This is a genomic window from Streptomyces sp. NPDC058637 (assembly GCF_042717325.1).
GTDB lineage: Bacteria > Actinomycetota > Actinomycetes > Streptomycetales > Streptomycetaceae > Streptomyces.
This window is the reverse complement of record NZ_JBHXRD010000022.1, coordinates 57,644-76,409: the sequence shown is the minus strand read 5'-3', so window position 1 is coordinate 76,409 and position 18,766 is coordinate 57,644. Positions and strand designations below refer to the sequence as shown.

At 71.0% G+C, this 18,766-nt stretch carries 19 protein-coding genes and 1 pseudogene; 17 read left to right on the top strand and 3 right to left on the bottom strand.

The genetic code is table 11. From position 1 onward, the window contains the following. Positions 1 to 191: 191 nt before the first annotated feature. From ACFWVP_RS22620 to ACFWVP_RS22585, 8 genes are read left to right on the top strand one after another with little or no spacing between them, the layout of a single operon-like run. Entirely contained in the window at positions 192 to 932 is a 741-nt protein-coding gene (locus ACFWVP_RS22620) for a helix-turn-helix transcriptional regulator (RefSeq protein WP_384499154.1), read from the top strand. Continuing rightward, positions 929 to 2,350, top strand: a complete 1,422-nt coding sequence (gene sufB, locus ACFWVP_RS22615) for a Fe-S cluster assembly protein SufB (protein WP_384499152.1) — start codon at positions 929 to 931, stop codon at positions 2,348 to 2,350. Before ACFWVP_RS22620 ends, sufB begins: the two co-directional genes overlap by 4 nt. 60 nt (positions 2,351 to 2,410) lie before the next feature. Further along, positions 2,411 to 3,592, top strand: coding sequence for a Fe-S cluster assembly protein SufD (sufD, locus tag ACFWVP_RS22610; RefSeq protein ID WP_384499151.1), 1,182 nt, complete (start codon positions 2,411 to 2,413; stop codon positions 3,590 to 3,592). Then, complete coding sequence (locus ACFWVP_RS22605; RefSeq protein WP_018555702.1) at positions 3,592 to 3,909, top strand: bifunctional 3-phenylpropionate/cinnamic acid dioxygenase ferredoxin subunit; 318 nt, start codon at positions 3,592 to 3,594, stop codon at positions 3,907 to 3,909. Before sufD ends, ACFWVP_RS22605 begins: the two co-directional genes overlap by 1 nt. Positions 3,910 to 3,916: 7 nt before the next feature. Beyond that, positions 3,917 to 4,681, top strand: coding sequence for a Fe-S cluster assembly ATPase SufC (gene sufC, locus ACFWVP_RS22600; protein ID WP_384499149.1), 765 nt, complete (start codon positions 3,917 to 3,919; stop codon positions 4,679 to 4,681). Next, entirely contained in the window at positions 4,678 to 5,946 is a 1,269-nt protein-coding gene (locus tag ACFWVP_RS22595; protein ID WP_384499147.1) for a cysteine desulfurase, read from the top strand. Before sufC ends, ACFWVP_RS22595 begins: the two co-directional genes overlap by 4 nt. Positions 5,947 to 5,962: 16 nt before the next feature. Continuing rightward, entirely contained in the window at positions 5,963 to 6,418 is a 456-nt protein-coding gene (gene sufU / locus ACFWVP_RS22590) for a Fe-S cluster assembly sulfur transfer protein SufU (RefSeq protein WP_384499145.1), read from the top strand. Beyond that, positions 6,415 to 6,753 carry a metal-sulfur cluster assembly factor gene (locus ACFWVP_RS22585; RefSeq protein ID WP_056783575.1) on the top strand — a complete coding sequence of 113 codons (339 nt, stop codon included), beginning with the start codon at positions 6,415 to 6,417 and terminating at the stop codon, positions 6,751 to 6,753. Before sufU ends, ACFWVP_RS22585 begins: the two co-directional genes overlap by 4 nt. A 268-nt stretch (positions 6,754 to 7,021) precedes the next feature. Here ACFWVP_RS22585 and ACFWVP_RS22580 read toward each other — a convergent pair whose 3' ends face one another. Next, complete coding sequence (locus tag ACFWVP_RS22580; RefSeq protein ID WP_384499143.1) at positions 7,022 to 8,173, bottom strand: hypothetical protein; 1,152 nt, start codon at positions 8,171 to 8,173, stop codon at positions 7,022 to 7,024. Between the two features lie 141 nt (positions 8,174 to 8,314). Between ACFWVP_RS22580 and ACFWVP_RS22575 the strand changes: the two genes are divergently transcribed. The 3 genes from ACFWVP_RS22575 to dapD all read left to right on the top strand — a co-directional run bounded on the left by ACFWVP_RS22575 (position 8,315) and on the right by dapD (position 10,324). Next, entirely contained in the window at positions 8,315 to 8,635 is a 321-nt protein-coding gene (locus tag ACFWVP_RS22575; protein WP_384499141.1) for a DMT family transporter, read from the top strand. After that, a complete protein-coding gene (locus ACFWVP_RS22570; RefSeq protein ID WP_384499139.1) occupies positions 8,635 to 9,186 on the top strand; it encodes a TetR/AcrR family transcriptional regulator in 552 nt (183 codons plus the stop codon). The genes ACFWVP_RS22575 and ACFWVP_RS22570 overlap by 1 nt, the downstream gene beginning before the upstream one ends. A gap of 139 nt (positions 9,187 to 9,325) precedes the next feature. Beyond that, entirely contained in the window at positions 9,326 to 10,324 is a 999-nt protein-coding gene (gene dapD, locus ACFWVP_RS22565) for a 2,3,4,5-tetrahydropyridine-2,6-dicarboxylate N-succinyltransferase (RefSeq protein WP_384499138.1), read from the top strand. Here dapD and dapA read toward each other — a convergent pair. Continuing rightward, on the bottom strand, positions 10,321 to 11,208 hold the full coding sequence (dapA, locus tag ACFWVP_RS22560; protein WP_384499136.1) for a 4-hydroxy-tetrahydrodipicolinate synthase: 888 nt from the start codon (positions 11,206 to 11,208) through the stop codon (positions 10,321 to 10,323). The two genes, dapD and dapA, sit on opposite strands and share 4 nt — an antisense overlap. 154 nt (positions 11,209 to 11,362) lie before the next feature. Here dapA and ACFWVP_RS22555 point away from each other — a divergent pair, with 154 nt between their 5' ends. The 6 genes and pseudogenes from ACFWVP_RS22555 to ACFWVP_RS22530 all read left to right on the top strand — a co-directional run bounded on the left by ACFWVP_RS22555 (position 11,363) and on the right by ACFWVP_RS22530 (position 17,404). Continuing rightward, positions 11,363 to 12,037 (top strand): DUF4232 domain-containing protein, encoded by a 675-nt coding sequence (locus ACFWVP_RS22555; protein ID WP_384499227.1) that lies wholly within the window; start codon positions 11,363 to 11,365, stop codon positions 12,035 to 12,037. Positions 12,038 to 12,125: 88 nt separating this feature from the next. Continuing rightward, complete coding sequence (locus tag ACFWVP_RS22550) at positions 12,126 to 12,830, top strand: antibiotic biosynthesis monooxygenase (RefSeq protein ID WP_384499134.1); 705 nt, start codon at positions 12,126 to 12,128, stop codon at positions 12,828 to 12,830. A 138-nt stretch (positions 12,831 to 12,968) separates the two neighbouring features. Next, a complete protein-coding gene (locus tag ACFWVP_RS22545; protein ID WP_384499132.1) occupies positions 12,969 to 14,450 on the top strand; it encodes a hypothetical protein in 1,482 nt (493 codons plus the stop codon). 349 nt (positions 14,451 to 14,799) lie between these two features. After that, positions 14,800 to 16,263, top strand: a complete 1,464-nt coding sequence (locus ACFWVP_RS22540) for an alkaline phosphatase PhoX (RefSeq protein WP_384499130.1) — start codon at positions 14,800 to 14,802, stop codon at positions 16,261 to 16,263. 5 nt (positions 16,264 to 16,268) lie between these two features. Beyond that, positions 16,269 to 17,096 (top strand): annotated as a pseudogene (locus tag ACFWVP_RS22535) (TROVE domain-containing protein); the annotation flags it as partial. Positions 17,097 to 17,173: 77 nt separating this feature from the next. Continuing rightward, positions 17,174 to 17,404 (top strand): hypothetical protein, encoded by a 231-nt coding sequence (locus ACFWVP_RS22530; RefSeq protein WP_014156926.1) that lies wholly within the window; start codon positions 17,174 to 17,176, stop codon positions 17,402 to 17,404. A 109-nt stretch (positions 17,405 to 17,513) separates the two neighbouring features. Here the strand turns inward: ACFWVP_RS22530 and ACFWVP_RS22525 are convergent, their stop codons facing one another. Further along, positions 17,514 to 18,731 (bottom strand): TerD family protein, encoded by a 1,218-nt coding sequence (locus ACFWVP_RS22525; protein ID WP_384499128.1) that lies wholly within the window; start codon positions 18,729 to 18,731, stop codon positions 17,514 to 17,516. Positions 18,732 to 18,766: the final 35 nt, after the last annotated feature.

The following is an 18,766-nucleotide window of genomic DNA, read 5'->3' as shown; positions in this document are numbered from 1 at the left end:
TTCCGCCGGGGGCCGGTCCCGCGTCCTCGCAGGCCCGGCCGCTGCCCGTGGTCTGGACCTCTCACCTGCGAAGGCTTGCCCGAGATCATCATTTCCGCAGGTCAACTTAGGTGTGCCTAAGTGATGAAGCGCACCGCGCCCGGTTCCGGGGTGGGTTGTCAGGCCCGAAGGAATTACGCAACAATGGCGTTGTGAAATACGTTGGCGAGGCTCCGCAGGAGGAACTCGCGACCGGTGAGCGTTCGACGCGCAACCGGGTCGCGCGCTCCATCCTGGACCACGGCCCGTCCACCGCCGCCGACCTGGCGAAGCGCGTCGGCCTCACCCAGGCCGCCGTTCGCCGTCACCTCGACGCCCTCGTCTCCGACGACGTCGTCGAGGCCCGCGAACAGCGGGTGTACGGGGCACGGACCCGTGGCCGGCCGGCCAAGGTGTTCGCCCTGACCGACTGCGGCCGGGACGCCTTCGACCAGTCCTACGACAAGCTCGCCGCCGACGCCCTCCGCTGGATCGCCGAATCGGGCGGGGACGAGGCGCTCGTCGCCTTCGCCCGCTCCCGGATGGCCGCCCAGTGGGAGACGTACCGGGCCGCGGTCGACGCCGCGGAGCCCGAGGCGCGCGCCGAGGCCTTGGCCAAGGCCTTGTCGGCCGACGGGTACGCTGCTACGGCGCGCAGCGCGCCGGCCCCCCAGCAGGGCGAGCAGCTGTGCCAGCACCACTGCCCGGTCGCGCACGTCGCCGAGCAGTTCCCGCAGCTGTGCGAGGCGGAGACGGAATTCTTCTCCAGCCTGCTCGGGACCCATGTGCAGCGTCTTGCCACCCTCGCCCACGGCGACGGCGTGTGCACGACGTTCGTCCCGCGCAGCAGCCCCGCAGCACCACAGACCACCCCATCAGCATCTGTAAGTACGGCCGGGAGGAACCCCGCATGACGCTCCCCACGGAGACTGCCCACCCTGAGCTCGATGGCCTGGGCACGTACGAATTCGGCTGGGCCGACTCCGACGCGGCAGGCGCGGCGGCGAAGCGCGGCCTGTCCGAAGCTGTCGTCCGCGACATCTCGGAGAAGAAGAACGAGCCGGAGTGGATGCTGAATCTCCGGCTCAAGGGCCTGAAGCTGTTCGGCAAGAAGCCCATGCCGAACTGGGGCTCGGACCTGTCGGGCATCGACTTCGACAACATCAAGTACTTCGTGCGGTCCACGGAGAAGCAGGCGGAGTCCTGGGAGGACCTGCCCGAGGACATCAAGAACACGTACGACAGGCTCGGCATCCCCGAGGCGGAGAAGCAGCGCCTCGTCGCCGGTGTCGCCGCGCAGTACGAGTCCGAGGTCGTCTACCACCAGATCAACGAGGAGCTGGAGGCGCAGGGTGTCATCTTCATGGACACCGACACCGCGCTGAAGGAGCACCCGGAGCTCTTCAAGGAGTACTTCGGCACCATCATCCCCGTCGGTGACAACAAGTTCGCCTCGCTGAACTCGGCCGTGTGGTCCGGCGGCTCCTTCATCTACGTGCCGAAGGGCGTGCACGTGGAGATCCCGCTCCAGGCCTACTTCCGTATCAACACGGAGAACATGGGCCAGTTCGAGCGGACGCTGATCATCGTCGACGAGGACGCCTACGTCCACTACGTCGAGGGCTGCACCGCTCCGATCTACTCCTCGGACTCCCTGCACTCCGCGGTCGTCGAGATCATCGTGAAGAAGGGCGCGCGCTGCCGCTACACGACGATCCAGAACTGGTCGAACAACGTGTACAACCTCGTCACCAAGCGCGCCGTGGCGTACGAGGGCGCGACCATGGAGTGGGTCGACGGCAACATCGGCTCCAAGGTCACCATGAAGTACCCCGCCGTGTACCTGATGGGCGAGCACGCCAAGGGCGAGACCCTGTCCATCGCCTTCGCGGGCGAGGGCCAGCACCAGGACGCCGGCGCCAAGATGGTCCACATGGCACCGAACACCTCGTCCAACATCGTCTCCAAGTCGGTGGCACGAGGCGGCGGCCGCACCTCCTACCGCGGTCTGATCGAGATCGGCGAGGGTGCCCCGGGCGCCAAGTCGAACGTGCTGTGCGACGCGCTGCTCGTCGACACCATCTCGCGCTCCGACACCTACCCGTACGTCGACGTCCGCGAGGACGACGTGTCGATGGGTCACGAGGCGACGGTCTCCAAGGTCTCCGAGGACCAGCTCTTCTACCTCATGAGCCGCGGACTCACCGAGTTCGAGGCCATGGCGATGATCGTGCGCGGCTTCGTCGAGCCGATCGCCAAGGAGCTGCCCATGGAGTACGCCCTGGAGCTCAACCGGCTGATCGAGCTGCAGATGGAGGGCTCGGTCGGCTAGTACGTCCGCCGACCGCGTCCCGAAGAGTTCTTGACTGAGAAAGCGAGCACTACGACAGCCATGGCTGAGGCTCAGAACATTCCGGCGGGCTCCACCACCGCCGGGTCCATCGCGGTGGCGGCCGAGTCCACCGTCGCCACGCGCATGAGCGCGCCCCCGTCCTTCGACGTCGCGGACTTCCCGGTCCCGCACGGCCGCGAGGAGGAGTGGCGGTTCACCCCGCTGGAGCGCCTGCGCGGGCTGCACGACGGCACCGCCGTCGCGACCGGCGGCGGGGTCAAGGTCGTGATCGAGGCGCCCGCGGGCGTCACGGTCGAGACCGTCGGCCGCGACGACGCGCGGCTCGGCAAGGCCGGCACACCGGTGGACCGGGTCGCCGCCCAGGCGTACTCGTCCTTCGAGCAGGCCTCGGTCGTCACGGTCGCGAAGGAGGCCGTGCTCACCGAGCCCGTCCGGATCGCGGTGCACGGCGAGGGCGGGGTGGCCTACGGCCACCAGGTCATCGAGCTGGGCGCCTTCGCCGAGGCCGTCGTCGTCATCGACCACACCGGTGACGCGGTGCTCGCCGCCAACGTCGACTACGTCCTGGGCGACGGTGCGAAGCTCACCGTCGTCTCCGTCCAGGACTGGGACGAGAAGGCCGTCCACGTCGGTCAGCACAACGCGCTGATCGGCCGGGACGCCTCCTTCAAGTCCATCGTCGTCACCTTCGGCGGCGACGTCGTCCGCCTCCACCCGCGGGTCGCCTACGCGGCCACCGGCGGCGAGGCGGAGCTCTTCGGTCTGTACTTCACCGACGAGGGCCAGCACCAGGAGCACCGCCTCCTGGTCGACCACAACGCCCCGCACTGCAAGTCCAACGTGGCCTACAAGGGCGCGCTGCAGGGCGACGGCGCACACGCCGTCTGGATCGGTGACGTCCTGATCCAGGCCGCCGCCGAGGGCACCGACACCTACGAGATGAACCGCAACCTGGTTCTCACCGACGGTGCCCGGGTCGACTCCGTACCGAACCTGGAGATCGAGACCGGCGAGATCGTCGGCGCAGGCCACGCCTCGGCGACCGGCCGCTTCGACGACGAGCAGCTGTTCTACCTGCAGTCCCGCGGTATCCCGGCCGAGGAGGCCCGCAGGCTCGTCGTGCGCGGCTTCTTCGCCGAGCTGGTCCAGCAGATCGGTCTGCCGGACGTCGAAGCCCGTCTCCTCGACAGGATCGAGACCGAGCTGAAGGCGTCGGTCTGATGGCCTTCGTCAAAGCCTGTGCGCTGAGCGAGCTGGAGGACGACACCCCGAAGCGGGTGGAGCTCGACGGCACGCCGGTATCCGTCGTCCGCACCGAGGGCGAGGTGTTCGCGATCAACGACATCTGCTCGCACGCGAACGTCTCGCTGTCGGAGGGCGAGGTGGAGGACTGCTCGATCGAGTGCTGGCTGCACGGATCGAGCTTCGACCTCCGCACCGGCAAGCCGTCCGGTCTTCCCGCGACGCGCCCCGTCCCCGTATACCCCGTAAAGATCGAAGGGGACGATGTGCTCGTCTCCGTCACCCAGGAGTCCTGAGTCACCCATGGCAACGCTTGAAATCCGCGACCTGCACGTCTCCGTCGAGGCCGACAACGCCACGAAGGAGATCCTCAAGGGCGTCGACCTGACCGTGAAGCAGGGCGAGACCCACGCCATCATGGGCCCGAACGGGTCCGGCAAGTCCACCCTCGCGTACTCGCTCGCGGGTCACCCCAAGTACACGATCACGAGTGGCACGGTGACCCTGGACGGCGAGGACGTCCTGGAGATGTCCGTCGACGAGCGCGCCCGCGCGGGCCTGTTCCTCGCCATGCAGTACCCGGTCGAGATCCCCGGTGTCTCGGTCTCCAACTTCCTGCGCACCTCCGCCACCGCCGTCCGCGGCGAGGCACCCAAGCTGCGTACGTGGGTCAAGGAGGTCAAGGAGACGATGGCCGGGCTCCAGATGGACCCCGCCTTCGCCGAGCGCAACGTCAACGAGGGCTTCTCCGGTGGTGAGAAGAAGCGCCACGAGATCCTCCAGCTGGAGCTCCTCAAGCCGAAGATCGCGATCCTCGACGAGACCGACTCCGGCCTGGACGTCGACGCGCTGAAGACCGTCTCCGAGGGCGTCAACCGGGTGCGCGCGACCGGTGAGGTCGGCACCTTGCTGATCACGCACTACACCCGCATCCTGAAGTACATCAAGCCCGACTACGTGCATGTCTTCGCCAACGGCCGGATCGCCGCCTCCGGTGGTGCCGAGCTGGCGGACACGCTGGAGAACGAGGGCTACGAGGCCTACACGAAGGGTGGCGCTTCCGCGTGACTGACGCCCGACAGGGGCTCTCCGGCCTCCTCGACACCGAGGCGATCCGCAAGGACTTCCCGATCCTGGACCGCACGGTCCACGACGGCAAGAAGATCGTTTACCTGGACAGCGCGGCGACCTCGCAGAAGCCGCGCCAGGTCCTCGACGCGCTCAACCAGTACTACGAGCGGCACAACGCCAACGTCCACCGCGGTGTGTACACGATCGCCGAGGAGGCAACCGCGCTGTACGAAGGCGCTCGCGACAAGGTCGCGGCCTTCATCAACGCACCCAGCCGCAACGAGGTGATCTTCACCAAGAACGCCTCGGAGTCGCTGAACCTCGTCGCCAACATGCTCGGCTGGGCCGACGAGCCCTACCGGGTCGACAGCGACACCGAGATCGTCACCACGGAGATGGAGCACCACTCCAACATCGTGCCGTGGCAGCTGCTCTCGCAGCGCACGGGCGCGAAGCTGAAGTGGTTCGGCATCACGGACGACGGCCGGCTGGACCTGTCGAACATCGACGAGATCATCACGGAGAAGACGAAGATCGTCTCCTTCACGCTGGTCTCCAACATCATGGGCACGATCAACCCGGTCGAGAAGATCATCCGCCGCGCCCAGCAGGTCGGCGCGCTGGTCTGCATCGACGCCTCGCAGGCCGCCCCGCACATGGTGCTCGACGTGCAGGCGCTGCAGGCCGACTTCGTGGCCTTCACCGGCCACAAGATGGTCGGCCCGACCGGCATCGGCGTGCTCTGGGGACGGCAGGAGCTTCTGGAGGACCTGCCGCCGTTCCTCGGTGGCGGCGAGATGATCGAGACCGTGTCGATGCACTCGTCGACGTACGCCCCCGCGCCGCACAAGTTCGAGGCCGGTACGCCCCCGATCGCCCAGGCCGTCGGCCTCGGCGCGGCCGTGGACTACCTCTCGGCCATCGGCATGGAGAACATCCACCGTCACGAGCAGGCGATCACCGAATACGCGGTGCGCCGGCTCCTGGAGGTTCCGGACCTCCGGATCATCGGCCCGGCGACGGCCGAGGACCGGGGCGCGACGATCTCGTTCACGCTCGGCGACATCCACCCGCACGACGTGGGCCAGGTGCTCGACGAGCAGGGCATCGCGGTCCGGGTCGGACACCACTGCGCACGCCCGGTGTGCCTGAGGTACGGAATTCCTGCGACGACGCGAGCGTCGTTCTATCTGTACTCCACGCCCGCCGAGGTCGACGCCCTGGTGGACGGCCTGGAGCATGTGCGGAACTTTTTCGGTTAAGGGCGAGGGTTGACTGGTGAAGCTTGACTCCATGTACCAGGAAGTGATCCTGGACCACTACAAGCACCCCCACGGGCGCGGCCTGCGGGACGGCGACGCCGAGGTGCACCACGTCAACCCGACGTGCGGCGACGAGATCACGCTCCGCGTGAAGTACGACGGTGAGACCATCGCCGACGTCAGTTACGAGGGCCAGGGCTGCTCCATCAGCCAGGCCAGTGCCTCCGTGCTCAACGAGCTGCTGGTCGGCAAGCAGCTCGGCGAGGCGCGGAAGATCCAGGAGACCTTCCTGCAACTGATGCAGTCCAAGGGTCAGCTGGAGCCGGACGACACGATGGAGGAGGTGCTGGAGGACGCGGTCGCGTTCGCCGGCGTCTCCAAGTACCCGGCCCGGGTCAAGTGCGCGCTGCTCAGCTGGATGGCGTGGAAGGATGCGACGGCGCAGGCGCTGTCCGAAGGGAAGACGGCATGAGCGACAACGAGACTCTCACCACCAAGCCGGCCTCCGAGGAGGAGGTCCGCGAGGCGCTGTACGACGTGGTCGACCCCGAGCTGGGCATCGACGTCGTCAACCTGGGCCTGATCTACGGCATCCACGTCGACGACGCCAACATCGCCACGCTCGACATGACCCTGACGTCCGCGGCCTGTCCGCTGACCGATGTCATCGAGGACCAGGCGAAGTCCGCGACGGACGGCATCGTCAACGAGCTGCGGATCAACTGGGTCTGGATGCCGCCGTGGGGCCCGGACAAGATCACCGACGACGGCCGTGAGCAGCTTCGCGCGCTGGGCTTCAACGTCTGATCCGTCCTCGCCCGTTTCGGAACGACGAACGGCCATGCATGCCAGGCGGACTGGCGTGCATGGCCGTTCGCTTCTCCTACCTCGTCGTCGATGCCCACGACCCGCCGTCACCGGCAGCCTGATTAGGGCCACGTGGGCGAGCCGCGCCGTCGGCAGGACGGGGACGACCCGGCGGTCGAAGACCCGTCTCACCGTCGGTTCCCGGCCGCTCGTGTCCCGCTCCCCCCCCCGGCTGCGGCGTCCGCCCCGGCCGCGGCGTCCGGTGCGGTCACCGGTGCGCTCCGTCCTCCGGCGGGCCCCATTCCTGCGGCGGTACGGCGGCCGCCTCGGCCAGGACCGGGCCCAGGTCCTCCGTCCGCATCCGGCGGTCGACGTACAGCAGGCCGGTGACCAGCTGCGGGAACGTCGTCGAGATGATCTGGCTGACCATCTGGCCCAGCATCGTCGCGACGAGGTAGCCGCTCATCGCCACCACGATCGCCGTGGGGCTAGGGTCGCTGCCCAGCGACGAGGTGCCGACCATGCTCGGGAACAGGCCGAGGACGGAGAACGGCAGCTGGATGACGTAGCCGGCCGACGCGGCCATCACGTAGACGAGCAGGGTGATGCCGAAGATCCGCCACCAGTCGCCGCGCACCAGCTGGGACGACCGGCGCAGCGCGGCCACGGGCCCCTGTCCTTCGAAGACCACGACCGCGGGTGCCAGGCAGAGTTTGACCCAGAGCCAGACGGCCACCGGGCCGGTCAGCAGCGCGCCCAGGACGCCGACCGTCATGGCCGCGCCGCCGCCGCCCGCATCGCTGTCCAGGGTGATCAGGGCGATGACCACCCCGACGAAGGCGACCATGACGAGGAGCACGGGCACGACGGCGACAAGGGCCGTGAGGATCAGCGTGCCGATCACCCGGCCGACATGGGCCCAGGCCCGCCGCCACACCGTGGAGAAGGCGACGGCCCGGCCCAGTACCGCCTCCTGCAGCACCGCGGGGACGGCCGCGTACATCAGCCCGGAGACGATGGTCATCGAGACGATCGCGAGCAGCGCGAGGACGGACACCGCGGTCACGAGCGGGACGACGTCCGTCGAGGCGGCCTCCTCCTCGTAGCGGAGCGAGATCACCCGGTCCAGGTGGTCGCCGACCGCGGAGTAGGCGACGGCGACCGCCGCGGCCATAAGCAGCGCGGCACCGCCGTACAGGGCCGCCCCCATGCCGAACAGCTGCTTCCAGTACTTGCCCATCGTCGAGAACGCGCCGTTGAGCACGTCCCCGAGTTTCAGGGGCGCGAGCGGTATCACCCCTGGCTTCGGCGGCGGCACCCAGCCGCCCCATCCCGGCGGCCCGGGAGGCCCTCCGTACGGAACCCCGCCGTACGGCGCGCCCCCGTACGCGCCGCCGCCCCACCCTGCGTCCTGCGCCACTGCTGCTCCGTCATGTTGTTGTGCGTTCATCATCCGGTGTGACCGGTCGGGACACCGTAGCGCCCCCTGGTGGAGGCGAATCCGGGCGGGCGCACCCATCGTTGTGTACGGGTGTACGCAACGATGGGTACACTTCCCCGCATGGGATACGGACTGCTTGCCGCGGCCATAGCGGCGGAGGTGGCCGGGACGACGGCCATGAAGTACAGCGAGGGCTTCACCCGGTTGTGGCCGTCCCTCGGCACGGTGGTGGGCTATGTGCTGGCGTTCGTGCTGCTCGCACAGACACTCAAGACGCTCTCCGTCGGCACCGCCTATGCCATCTGGGCGGGCGCGGGCACCGCGGCCGTCGCCGCCATCGGGATCATCTGGATGGGGGAGTCCGCAGGCCCGGCCAAACTGGCCGGTGTCGCTCTGATCATCGCGGGGGTCGTGGTGCTCAATCTCGGCGGAGCCCACTGATGGTGCGCCGGTACGACCCCGAGCGGCGCGAGCGGATCCTCCAGGCGGCCATCCGCGTCGCCGGGGACCGGGGCATCGCCGGACTCAGTCACCGCGTGGTGGCCGCGGAGGCCGACGTGCCTCTCGGCTCGACGACGTACCACTTCGCCTCGCTCGACGAACTGCTCGTCGCCGCCCTGCGCCGGTGCAACGACGACTTCGCGCGGACCATGCGGGAGGGCGGATACCTCGCCGACCCGGCGGCCGGTCTGGCCGACGAGCTGACCAGGCTGATGGGGGACTGGTTCGCGGGCGCGCGGGGGCCGATCGAGCTGGAGTACGAGCTGTATCTGGCCGCGCTCCGGCGCCCCGCCCTGCGGCCCGTCGCCGCGGAGTGGACCGACTTCCTGGGCGAGCTGATCGCCCGCCGCACCGACCCGGCGACCGCACGGGCCCTCGTCGCCCTGTTCGACGGCATCAGCCTCCAGGTGCTGCTCACGGGAGGCGACTTCGACGCGGCGTACACCCGGGAGATGCTCGGGCGGATCGTGGACGGCGCCGGCCCCGGGTGACCTGCGGGCGGTGGGGTCCCGGCGGCCGCGTGCACCCGTCGGGCCGGCGCGGGAGGCGGGGCGCCCGGGGCCGGAGGCGCGGTGACCGGACGGCGAGACCGGTTCGCCCGCGCGGGGCCCGGACGGTTAGGTTTCGTGCATGACCGACACGACTTCCCAGGGTTCCGCCCGCACCACCGGCGCCGTCGCCGCCGGCCTCGCCACCATCGCCGGTGACGGCACCGTCCTCGACACCTGGTTCCCCGCTCCCGAGCTCGTCGCCGACCCCGGACCGGCCGGGACGCAGCGGCTCGGCGCCGACGAGGCGGTGAACCGCCTCGGTGAGGGCGCGGCCAGGGCCATCGGCGTGGACGCCCGCCGCGGGGTGGAGGTCGTCGCCGTCGCCACGGTCATCTCCTCGCTCGACGACAAGCCCCTCGACGCGCACGACACCTACCTGCGGCTGCACCTGCTCTCGCACCGGCTCGTCCAGCCCCACGGACAGAACCTCGACGGCATCTTCGGCTTCCTCGCCAACGTCGCCTGGACCTCGCTCGGACCGGTGGCCGTCGACGACCTGGAGAAGGTCCGTCTCAACGCGCGCGCCGAGGGCCTGCACCTCCAGGTCACCTCGGTGGACAAGTTCCCCCGGATGACGGACTACGTCGCACCCAAGGGCGTACGGATCGCCGACGCCGACCGCGTACGGCTCGGGGCGCACCTCGCCTCCGGTACGACCGTGATGCACGAGGGCTTCGTCAACTTCAACGCGGGCACGCTCGGCACCTCCATGGTCGAGGGCCGCATCTCCGCGGGTGTCGTGGTCGGTGACGGTTCCGACATCGGCGGCGGCGCGTCCACCATGGGCACGCTGTCCGGCGGCGGCAAGGAGCGCATCGTCATCGGACAGCGCTGCCTGGTCGGCGCCGAGGCCGGTGTCGGGATCGCGCTCGGCGACGAGTGCGTCGTCGAGGCCGGGCTGTACGTCACGGCCGGCACGCGCGTCACGCTGCCGGACGGCCAGGTCGTCAAGGCCCGCGAGCTGTCCGGCGCCTCGAACATCCTCTTCCGCCGCAACTCGGTCTCCGGTGCCGTCGAGGCCCGCCCGAACAACGCGGTGTGGGGCGGACTCAACGACGTGCTGCACAGCCACAACTAGTCGGTAGCGGCGAGGAGTTCCTCGTACACCCTGCGCAGCCCGTCGGTCGCCTCGCGGCCGGCGGGCTGCAGCGGTTCGCGGACCGGGCCCGCGTCCAGCAGCGCCTTCGCCGTGACCGTACCGGGCAGGCCGGAGGACATCATGGCCTCGACCAGGTGGACGACGAGCCCGTTCAGGCGGGCCGCCTCCGCCGCGTCACCGGCGTCGAAGGCGTCCAGGACGGCCCGCATCCGGCGCGGGACCACATTCGCGACCGTGCTGACGTAGCCGGCGCCGCCGACCGCGTACAGCGGGAGGTTCAGCTCCTCACAGCCCGAGTAGAAGGCCAGCGAGGTCAGCGCCAGCACCTTCGTCGCCCCGAGCAGGTCGTACGAGCAGTCCTTGACCGCCGCGATGCGCGGGTGCTCCGCCAGTCGCAGGAGGGTGCCGGTCTCGATCCGGGTGCCGGTGCGGCCCGGGATGTCGTACAGCATGAGGGGGATGCCGGTGGCCTCCGCGACCCGGACGAAGTGCGCCTCCACCGCCGCCTGCGGGGGCCGGCTGTAGTACGGCGTCACCACCAGCAGGCCGTCGGCCCCCGCCGCCTCGGCCTCCTGGGCCAGCCGGACGGTGTGCCGGGTGTCGGCGCTGCCCACCCCCGCGAGGAGCGGGACGCCGTCGCCGACCGCCTCGCGGACCGCCCGCAGCAGTGCGGTCTTCTCCTCGTCGGTGGTGGTCGGGGACTCGCCCGTGGTGCCGCTCAGCACGAGCCCGTCGCAGCCGTCCGCGACCAGACCGGCGGCGTGCGCGCGGGCGGTGTCCAGGTCCAGGCCACCGGCGGGGGTGAACGGTGTGATCATGGCGCAGAGGGTGCGGCCGAAGGGCCGGGCCGGGGTGACTGTCATGTCCGCAGTGTCGGCTCGGCGATCCTCTCAGGTCCACTTAGATCTACTCCGGGTGAAGGTGAAGGGGTGCTGAACAGTGACGGTGGGGCGAAGTGGTCACGGCATGACCGAGCGGTTCGCCGACGGTCCGGTTCCGGGCGCGGGGTACGCGGTGGTGCGGGTACGGAGGTCCTTCGCGGCGGCTGTGTCCGTCCTCTGCGCGCTCGCCCTCTCGGGGTGCGCGGGCTTCCTCGTCCCGGCGGGCGAGGGGGAGCCGGCCCCGGCGTCGAGCCCGACGGCCACGTCGCCCACGGCCACGTCGCCCACGGCCACGTCGCCCGCGGCCACCGTGGCGCCGTCGACCGGAGCGCCGTCCACCGGAGCGCCGGCCGCCTCGACGCCGCCGGCGGCCGGTCCCGGGGTCACGGGGGACTGCCCGGTCTCCGGCGCCCGGGTCGACATGGGCCCGGTGCAGACCGCCATGTTCCACCGGTCCGTCGTTCTCACGCTCACCAACTGCGGGACGAAGCCCTATCGGGTCCACGGCTACCCGTCCGTCCGGGCCCTGGGTGAGGACGGTGAGCGGATCCCCGTCCCCGTGAACGCGGGCGGTTCGATGTCCGGGCAGGACCGGGGCATCGAGGAGGTCACGCTGAAGCCCGGCGGGACCGTCACCTCCGTTCTCGCCTGGGTCTCCACGAAGGAGGGCGGCGACCTCATCGAGGGGGACGCCCTGGAGATCGCCCCCGCGCCCGACACGGGAGCCCGGGTCTTCCCGCTGGAGGGCCACGACCTGCGCCTGATGGACGAGCTGAACACGACCGCGTGGCGCACCGACCTGCCCGAGTGACCTCCACGGTTGACCTCAAGCGCACGTGAGGTACGAGGGTGGTGGCCGGAGGCGCACCGCGGGGGCGCGCCCGGAGAGGATCGCCGCCATGCCGTCCGTACAGTTCAACTCCCGCCCAGACCTCACTCGTTCGGGCGTGGGTGTCGTCAAGGTCGGTACCTGGGACGCCGGTTCCCCCGAGCGGCAGCGCCGGACGGTCGAAGCCGTCCGGGCGGCCTGGGGCGACCGCGACTGGCCGCACCCCGGGCTGCTCTCGTACACCGTGCACACCGGGGAGGACGCGAGGACGCTGCTCCACTACTCGCAGTGGTCCGGCGAGGGGGCGTACCAGGACTTCGCGCGTCACGGACGCGACGTGCGCGACGCCGACATCGACGCGGCCGTCCCCGGCATCGACCGGCTCGGGCCGCACTCCTTCGAGCTGTACCGCTCCGGGCTCCGGGACGGCGCCCCCGAACCGGGCTGCGTCGTGATCGTCGACATCGAGTTCGCCGGACCTGACCCGGCCCGCCAACGGGACTGGGTGGACGCGGTGTTCGAGGCACTGGAGTCCGAACCCGCCCCCGCTCCCGGCGGGCTCTCCGCACACTTCCACCTCGGCACGGAAGGGGACCGCGTGCTCAACTACGCCGAGTGGACGACCGCGCGGGCCCACGCCGACGCGCTCGCCTCCGACGGTGAGGGCGTCGGAAGCCCGACGCCGCAGTGGGAACGGGTCCAGAACCATCCGGGTACGACGGGTGGCGGTGTGCACCGCTACCTCCCGGCGCTGAGCATGGCGCCGGGCCTGTAGGAGAACCGGGCGGCCCGGGACGAAATGCGTCTACGCTGGGACCGCGGCGCCGCACTCCTGCACAAGGGGCCGCCGCGGGCCCGTACGCACGGGGCCCGCCCCGCACACATCCTGAGCACGCCCGAGGAGACCCCACTGATGTCCGCAGAGCGCCCCTCCCTGCCGCCGGTGCGGCTGCACACCGAGGCCGAGCTGGCCCGGGACGCGCTGGCCGCTCCGCTGCTCGCCCGCGCCGTCCGCCTCGCCCGCTGGGCGGGGCCCGGTACGCGGGTGGGCGCCGGTGGCGAGCTCGTCGACGCGCAACTGCCGGCGGCGGCCGCCCACCTCGGTCTCACCGACGACGAGGACGGTGCCGCGTACGCCGGCGAGGCCTGGCGCCTCGCCGTCGACACCGGGCTCGTGGACGTGGAGGACCCGCACGACGAGGACGGACTCGGCGACACGGCGGGCGACGACGCGCAGGGCACCGTCACCGCGGGCGAGAACCTGGCCCTGCTGACCGGCGGCTCCCCGCAGGACGTCCTCTCGATCTGGCTGGACGGCCTGGACGCCGTGCACGCGGACGCCACCGCGCCGGCCTTCGACGACTTCGCCGACCTCGTCGACGAGGACGGCAGCGTCGACTTCGACGCCCTGGACTGGGACCCGGAGGCGGAGGCGGACTTCCTCGACGGGGTGCTCGGCAACCTCTACCTGCTGACGCTCTCGGACACGGGTCCCGGCAGCGGCCCCGTGCCGCTGCCCGCCCTCGCCGCCTCCGTGGTCGTGCCCGACGACATGGCCGAGCCCACCGACGAGGTCCTGGAGCAGGTGTCGGAGGCGATGATGCGGCTGGACGACCAGTTCCGGCTGCTGGAGCCCACCGGGATCGTCGAATACCGGCCGGTGGACGAGTCGTTGCTGATCGAGGAGGGCGAGGCGGCGACGCCGCCCGTCGACGACGAGGACGTCACCCGGTACGGCCTGGTCCGGCTGACGCCGCTCGGCCTCTACGGCATCCGCGAACGGTTGCTGGAGGCCGGGGTGGACGCCCCCGCGGTCGGCGACCTCGCCGGCAAGGGTGCCGACGCCCTCCTCGACGGCCTGGCGCACTACCCCGAGGACGCCGCACGCGCCGAGATCGGGATGTGGCTCCAGCGGCGCGGCACGGACGGGGCGGCAGCCGCCGCGGCCGAACTGCTGGACGCGGCGCGCGGCGCCGACCGGGGTGCCCCGCTGCGCAGGCTCCACTGCCAGCAGGCCCTCGCCCTGGCAGGCCCCGAGGCCGAGCCCGCGGTGCGCGCGGTGCTCGACGACGCCGAGCTCGGCGGACTGGCCCGGGTCTGGCTCGCCGAGCGGGGCGCGGCCGACGTGCCCGCGCCGCCGGAGTCGATGATCTTCTGGCTCGCCATCGACACGATCGCGGCCCAGCTGGACGCCGAGGGTGACATGGGCGAGCTCCAAGAGCTGGTCGAGGGGCTCTCCGGGCAGCACAGCGGCTTCTTCGACGAGGCGTGGCGGGTGGAGCACCCGGCCACGGCCGAGGTGCTCGAAGCGATGGGCCGGCTGCACAGCGACCGGAAGACGGCCAAGGACGCGCGCAAGGCCGCCTTCAAGGCCCGCTCGCGCACGAAGGGCTGACGGCCCCCCGCGGCGAGGGTGTTCCGGCCGGACGGGAACCGCGTCACGAGGCCCTTCCGGCCGGAACACGACCTCGGGCGGGAATTACTGCCGGCGCGGCGAGGCCGTTCCGGCCGGAAAGCACCGGCGCGAACGAGGCCGTTCCGGCGGAGGCACCGGCGGGACAGGGGTGTTCCGGCCGGGCCGGACCGGCCGCGCAGGGGTACCGTGCCCCGGTTCGTCCCCTGTTTCCGGACGGCTTGACGCACAGGCCCGCTCGATGACGTGCGTCGTTCAACTGGTGTTGGTGCGAGGCAGGGAGCGTGATCGAGCCATCCCCATTCAGGCCACGCTGCACCAGGAGTCCGCGATGTCGTTCACGCGCAGGGAATTCACCAAACAGTCCGCGCTCACCGGTGCGGGTATCGCGCTCACCGGCGCCGTCGGCACCCTCGCCACCGCCCCCGGAGCGCTGGCGGCCGAGGACGCGAGGCACGGAAAGGGCCACGGTGACGACCACGGCCACGGCCACGACAAGGAGCTGGGCTACGGGCCGCTGATCGACGACCCGAAGGGCATCCTCGCGCTGCCCGCCGGATTCTCGTACCGCGTCCTCACGCACAGCGGTGTCACCAAGCTGGAGACGGGCGAGCCGACGCCCTCCAACCACGACGGCACCGCCGCCTTCGAGGGCCCCCGCGGCGTCACCCTCCTCGTCAACAACCACGAGCTGAGCGGCACCCGGGCCCGCTGGACCTACCCGGTCCCGCTCACCGAGGGTCTCGTCTACGACCCGGTCGCGGCCGGTGGCTGCACCGTCGTGGAGACCCGCACCGACGGCCGTACCGCCGAGTGGGTCGGCATCGCCGGCACGTCCACCAACTGCGCGGGCGGCAGCACCTCCTGGGGCACCTGGCTCACCTGCGAGGAGACCGAGGACAAGGCCGGCAAGAACGGCCTGCTCAAGGACCACGGTTACGTCTTCGAGGTCGACCCCTACGACAAGCGCGCCAACCGCGACCCGCGCCCGATCAAGGCGTTCGGCCGGTACGCCCACGAGGCCGTCGTCATCGACCCGAAGCGCGGCCACGCCTACCTGACCGAGGACGCCTCGGGCCCCAACGGACTGCTCTACCGCTGGGTTCCGCCGCACGGCTTCAAGCACGGCCGCGGCAAGCTGCGCACCCTCGCCGACGACGCCGGTGTCCTGCAGGCCACCAAGTGCTTCGACAAGAAGGGCGCGTTCGTCGACGACCTGTCCCGCGCCACGGAGATCGGCACCGTCTACGGCGTGGACTGGGTCGACGTACCCGACCGTGACGCGAGGACCGTCTCCGTGCGCAAGCAGTTCGACAACACCCAGGTCACCCGCGCCCGCAAGCTGGAGGGCATGTGGTGGGGCGACGGCGGTGCCTACTTCGTCTCCTCCTACGCCCGGGGCGAGAGCCCGGCCGCGCACGACGGCCAGGTCTGGTTCTACGACCCCAAGCGCCGCACGGTGACCCTGAAGGTGCTCCTCGGCGTCAACCCGGACCCTTCCGCCGACGGTGCCTTCGACGGCCCGGACAACATCACGGTGTCGCCCTACGGCGGCATCGTCATCTCCGAGGACGGCGAGGGCATCCAGCACCTCTTCGGGGCGACCGACAGCGGCCGCACCTACCCGATCGCCCGCAACGACCTCAACGCCGGCACGGAGGACGACCCCTCCTACAGCGAGATCGCCGGAGTGACGTTCTCGCCCGACGGCAGGACGCTGTTCGCCAACATCCAGAACCCCGGCATCATGCTCGCCATCACCGGCCCCTGGAAGCGCCAGCCCAACCGGCACTGACACACGGCGCCTACCGGCCGGCCGCCGCCGGGATGACCTGGGAGGCCCTCGCGGGCCGGCGGCGGGGCCCGATGGACGCCGCCGCCCGGGGAGGCGGTCATCCCGTCCATGGGCGCGATGGCACTCCCGCGCGACCTGCGGAACTTCGACGAGGCCGGGGTTTCGGAGAAGGTCGCGGCCGGGGTGGCCGCGCGGATCTCCGGCGCGCAGGAGGTCGCGGCCTCCCGGCGGTTCCCCTTCCGCTACCTCACCGCGTACCGGCACGCGCCGTCGCCGCGCTGGGCCTACCCGCCGGAGCGGGCACTCGGGCACCCGCCGGGGAACGTGCCCGCGCTGCCCGGACGCACCCTGGTGCCGGTCGGCCGATCGGGTTCCATGTGGTCGCCGCTCGCGGCTGAACCGTGCCGACGCCGCGGCCGTCTTCGGCGCGGCGACGGCGCTGCGGGCCGCCGACGCATGTCTGGTGCAGTTCGGTAAGGGCAGGCCGACGGTCGCGTGCCGCCGGGGGGAGCCGGTGCCGACGGTCCTGGACCGCTTCGGCAGCCTGGGCGGCACCAACAACCGCCGAGGCGGTCCGCAGGCACTACGAGGGGCACGACCGGGTACTGATCGTCACCGGCGAGCAGGCCTCCGACACGGCGTACGGGAACGCCACGGCCGGCGTTCCGGACACGGTGCCCGTCCACACCTGGAACCCCGCCGGGTACCGGGCCGGGCACGGGCCGGCGGGACGCGAGAACCGCCACACCTTCGGGGGGCTCACCGGCGCGGCATTCCGCATGGTGCCCCTGCTGGAAGGGGGCAGGAGCGCCGACCGGCGCCGGAACGGCTGATTACGAATCCGGCACTACTGCCCTCCGGGAGTGGCCGGGCATGGCATTGGACGCTCGTAAGGCGCATACTCAACGTAATGAAACAGTCAGCCGGATCCCGGCGTCACCTGCCTTCCAGTCCCTTCAACCGCCCGGCCCAGGCGGCCCCACCGGTCGAATGCTTCGATGTGGGCGACAGGGTGTCGCACGACCAGTTCGGACTCGGCCGAGTCCTTGCTGTCGAGGGCGACAACGACGCAGTGCTCATCGACTTCTCGGGGCGACAGGGGAGGATCCTGAGCCCGTATTCCAAGCTGACCAAGCTCTGAGAGGGACGACGAGCACGTACAGCGTCCGACCGGATACCCTCCGGATCCGGGGCACCTGAGGAGTGATCCTCCAGGTGCCCCGGAAGCCGTTCCGGGGCGTCGGCGGGTGCTACAGGGCCTTCGCGGCGGGCTTGACCATGCCGCGGACGGTCCTCGACTTCACGAACTCGCCCATGGCGGTCATCTCCCACTCGCCGGAGAACTGCTTGATCAGCTTGGCCATGAACACGCCGGTCTGGGGCTCCGCGCCCGTCAGGTCGAAGCGGACCAGCTCCTCGCCCGTGGCCCCGTCGATCAGCCGGCAGTACGCCTTGGCGACCTCGGTGAACTTCTGACCGGTGAACGAGTTCACCGTGAAGACCAGGCCCGTCGCGTCGGCGGGGATCCGGCCCAGGTCCACGACGATCACCTCGTCGTCACCCGCGCCCTCGCCCGTGAGGTTGTCGCCCGAGTGCTTGACCGCGCCGTTCAGGATGGAGAGCTTGCCGAAGTAGCAGCTGTCCAGGTGATTGCGGTTGGGGCCGAAGGCGATCACCGAGGCGTCGAGGTCGATGTCCTTGCCGCGGAACGCGGGCTCCCAGCCCAGACCCATCTTGACCTGCGAGAGCAGCGGCCGGCCGCCCTTGACCAGGGACACGGTCTGGTTCTTCTGGAGGTTGACCCGGCCCTTGTCCAGGTTGATCTTGCCGGAGGCGGCAGGGGCGGGGGCGGGCGGCGCGGCGGGCGGGGCCGGGGGCGCCGGAGGGGCGATCCGCGGGTCCACGGGGGCCGCGGCCACCGGCGGCGCGACAGGAGCGACGGGCGCGGGCGTGGCCGCCGGGGCGGGCTCCTCCACCGAGACGCCGAAGTCCGTGGCGATGCCCGCCAGCCCGTTCGCGTAGCCCTGGCCGACCGCACGGGCCTTCCACGCGCCGTTGCGCAGATAGATCTCGATGACCACCAGAGCCGTCTCGGAACCCAGCTGGGGCGGGGTGAAGGTGGCGAGCGCGCTGCCGTCGTCCGCGTTGCGCACGGTGGCGGTGGGCTCGACGCCCTGGAACGTCTGTCCGGCCGCGTCGGGGCTCGCGGTGACGACGATCTTCTCGATGCCGGGCGGGACCGCCGTCGTGTCCACCACGATCGCGTCGGGCGCCGTACCGCCGCCCGAGCGGTACGTCACGCCGGGGCCCGAGGGCTGGTTGTAGAAGATGAAGTCGTCGTCGGAGCGCACCTTGCCGTCGGCGGTGAGCAGCAGGCCCGAGACGTCGAGCCGCACCGGGGCGGCGACGTCCACCGCCACGCGGGCGACGGAGAGAGGGATGTTCGAGCCGGGGGTCATTGCGGTCATGCACGGGGTAACGAACGACCCGGCTTTGCCGTTCC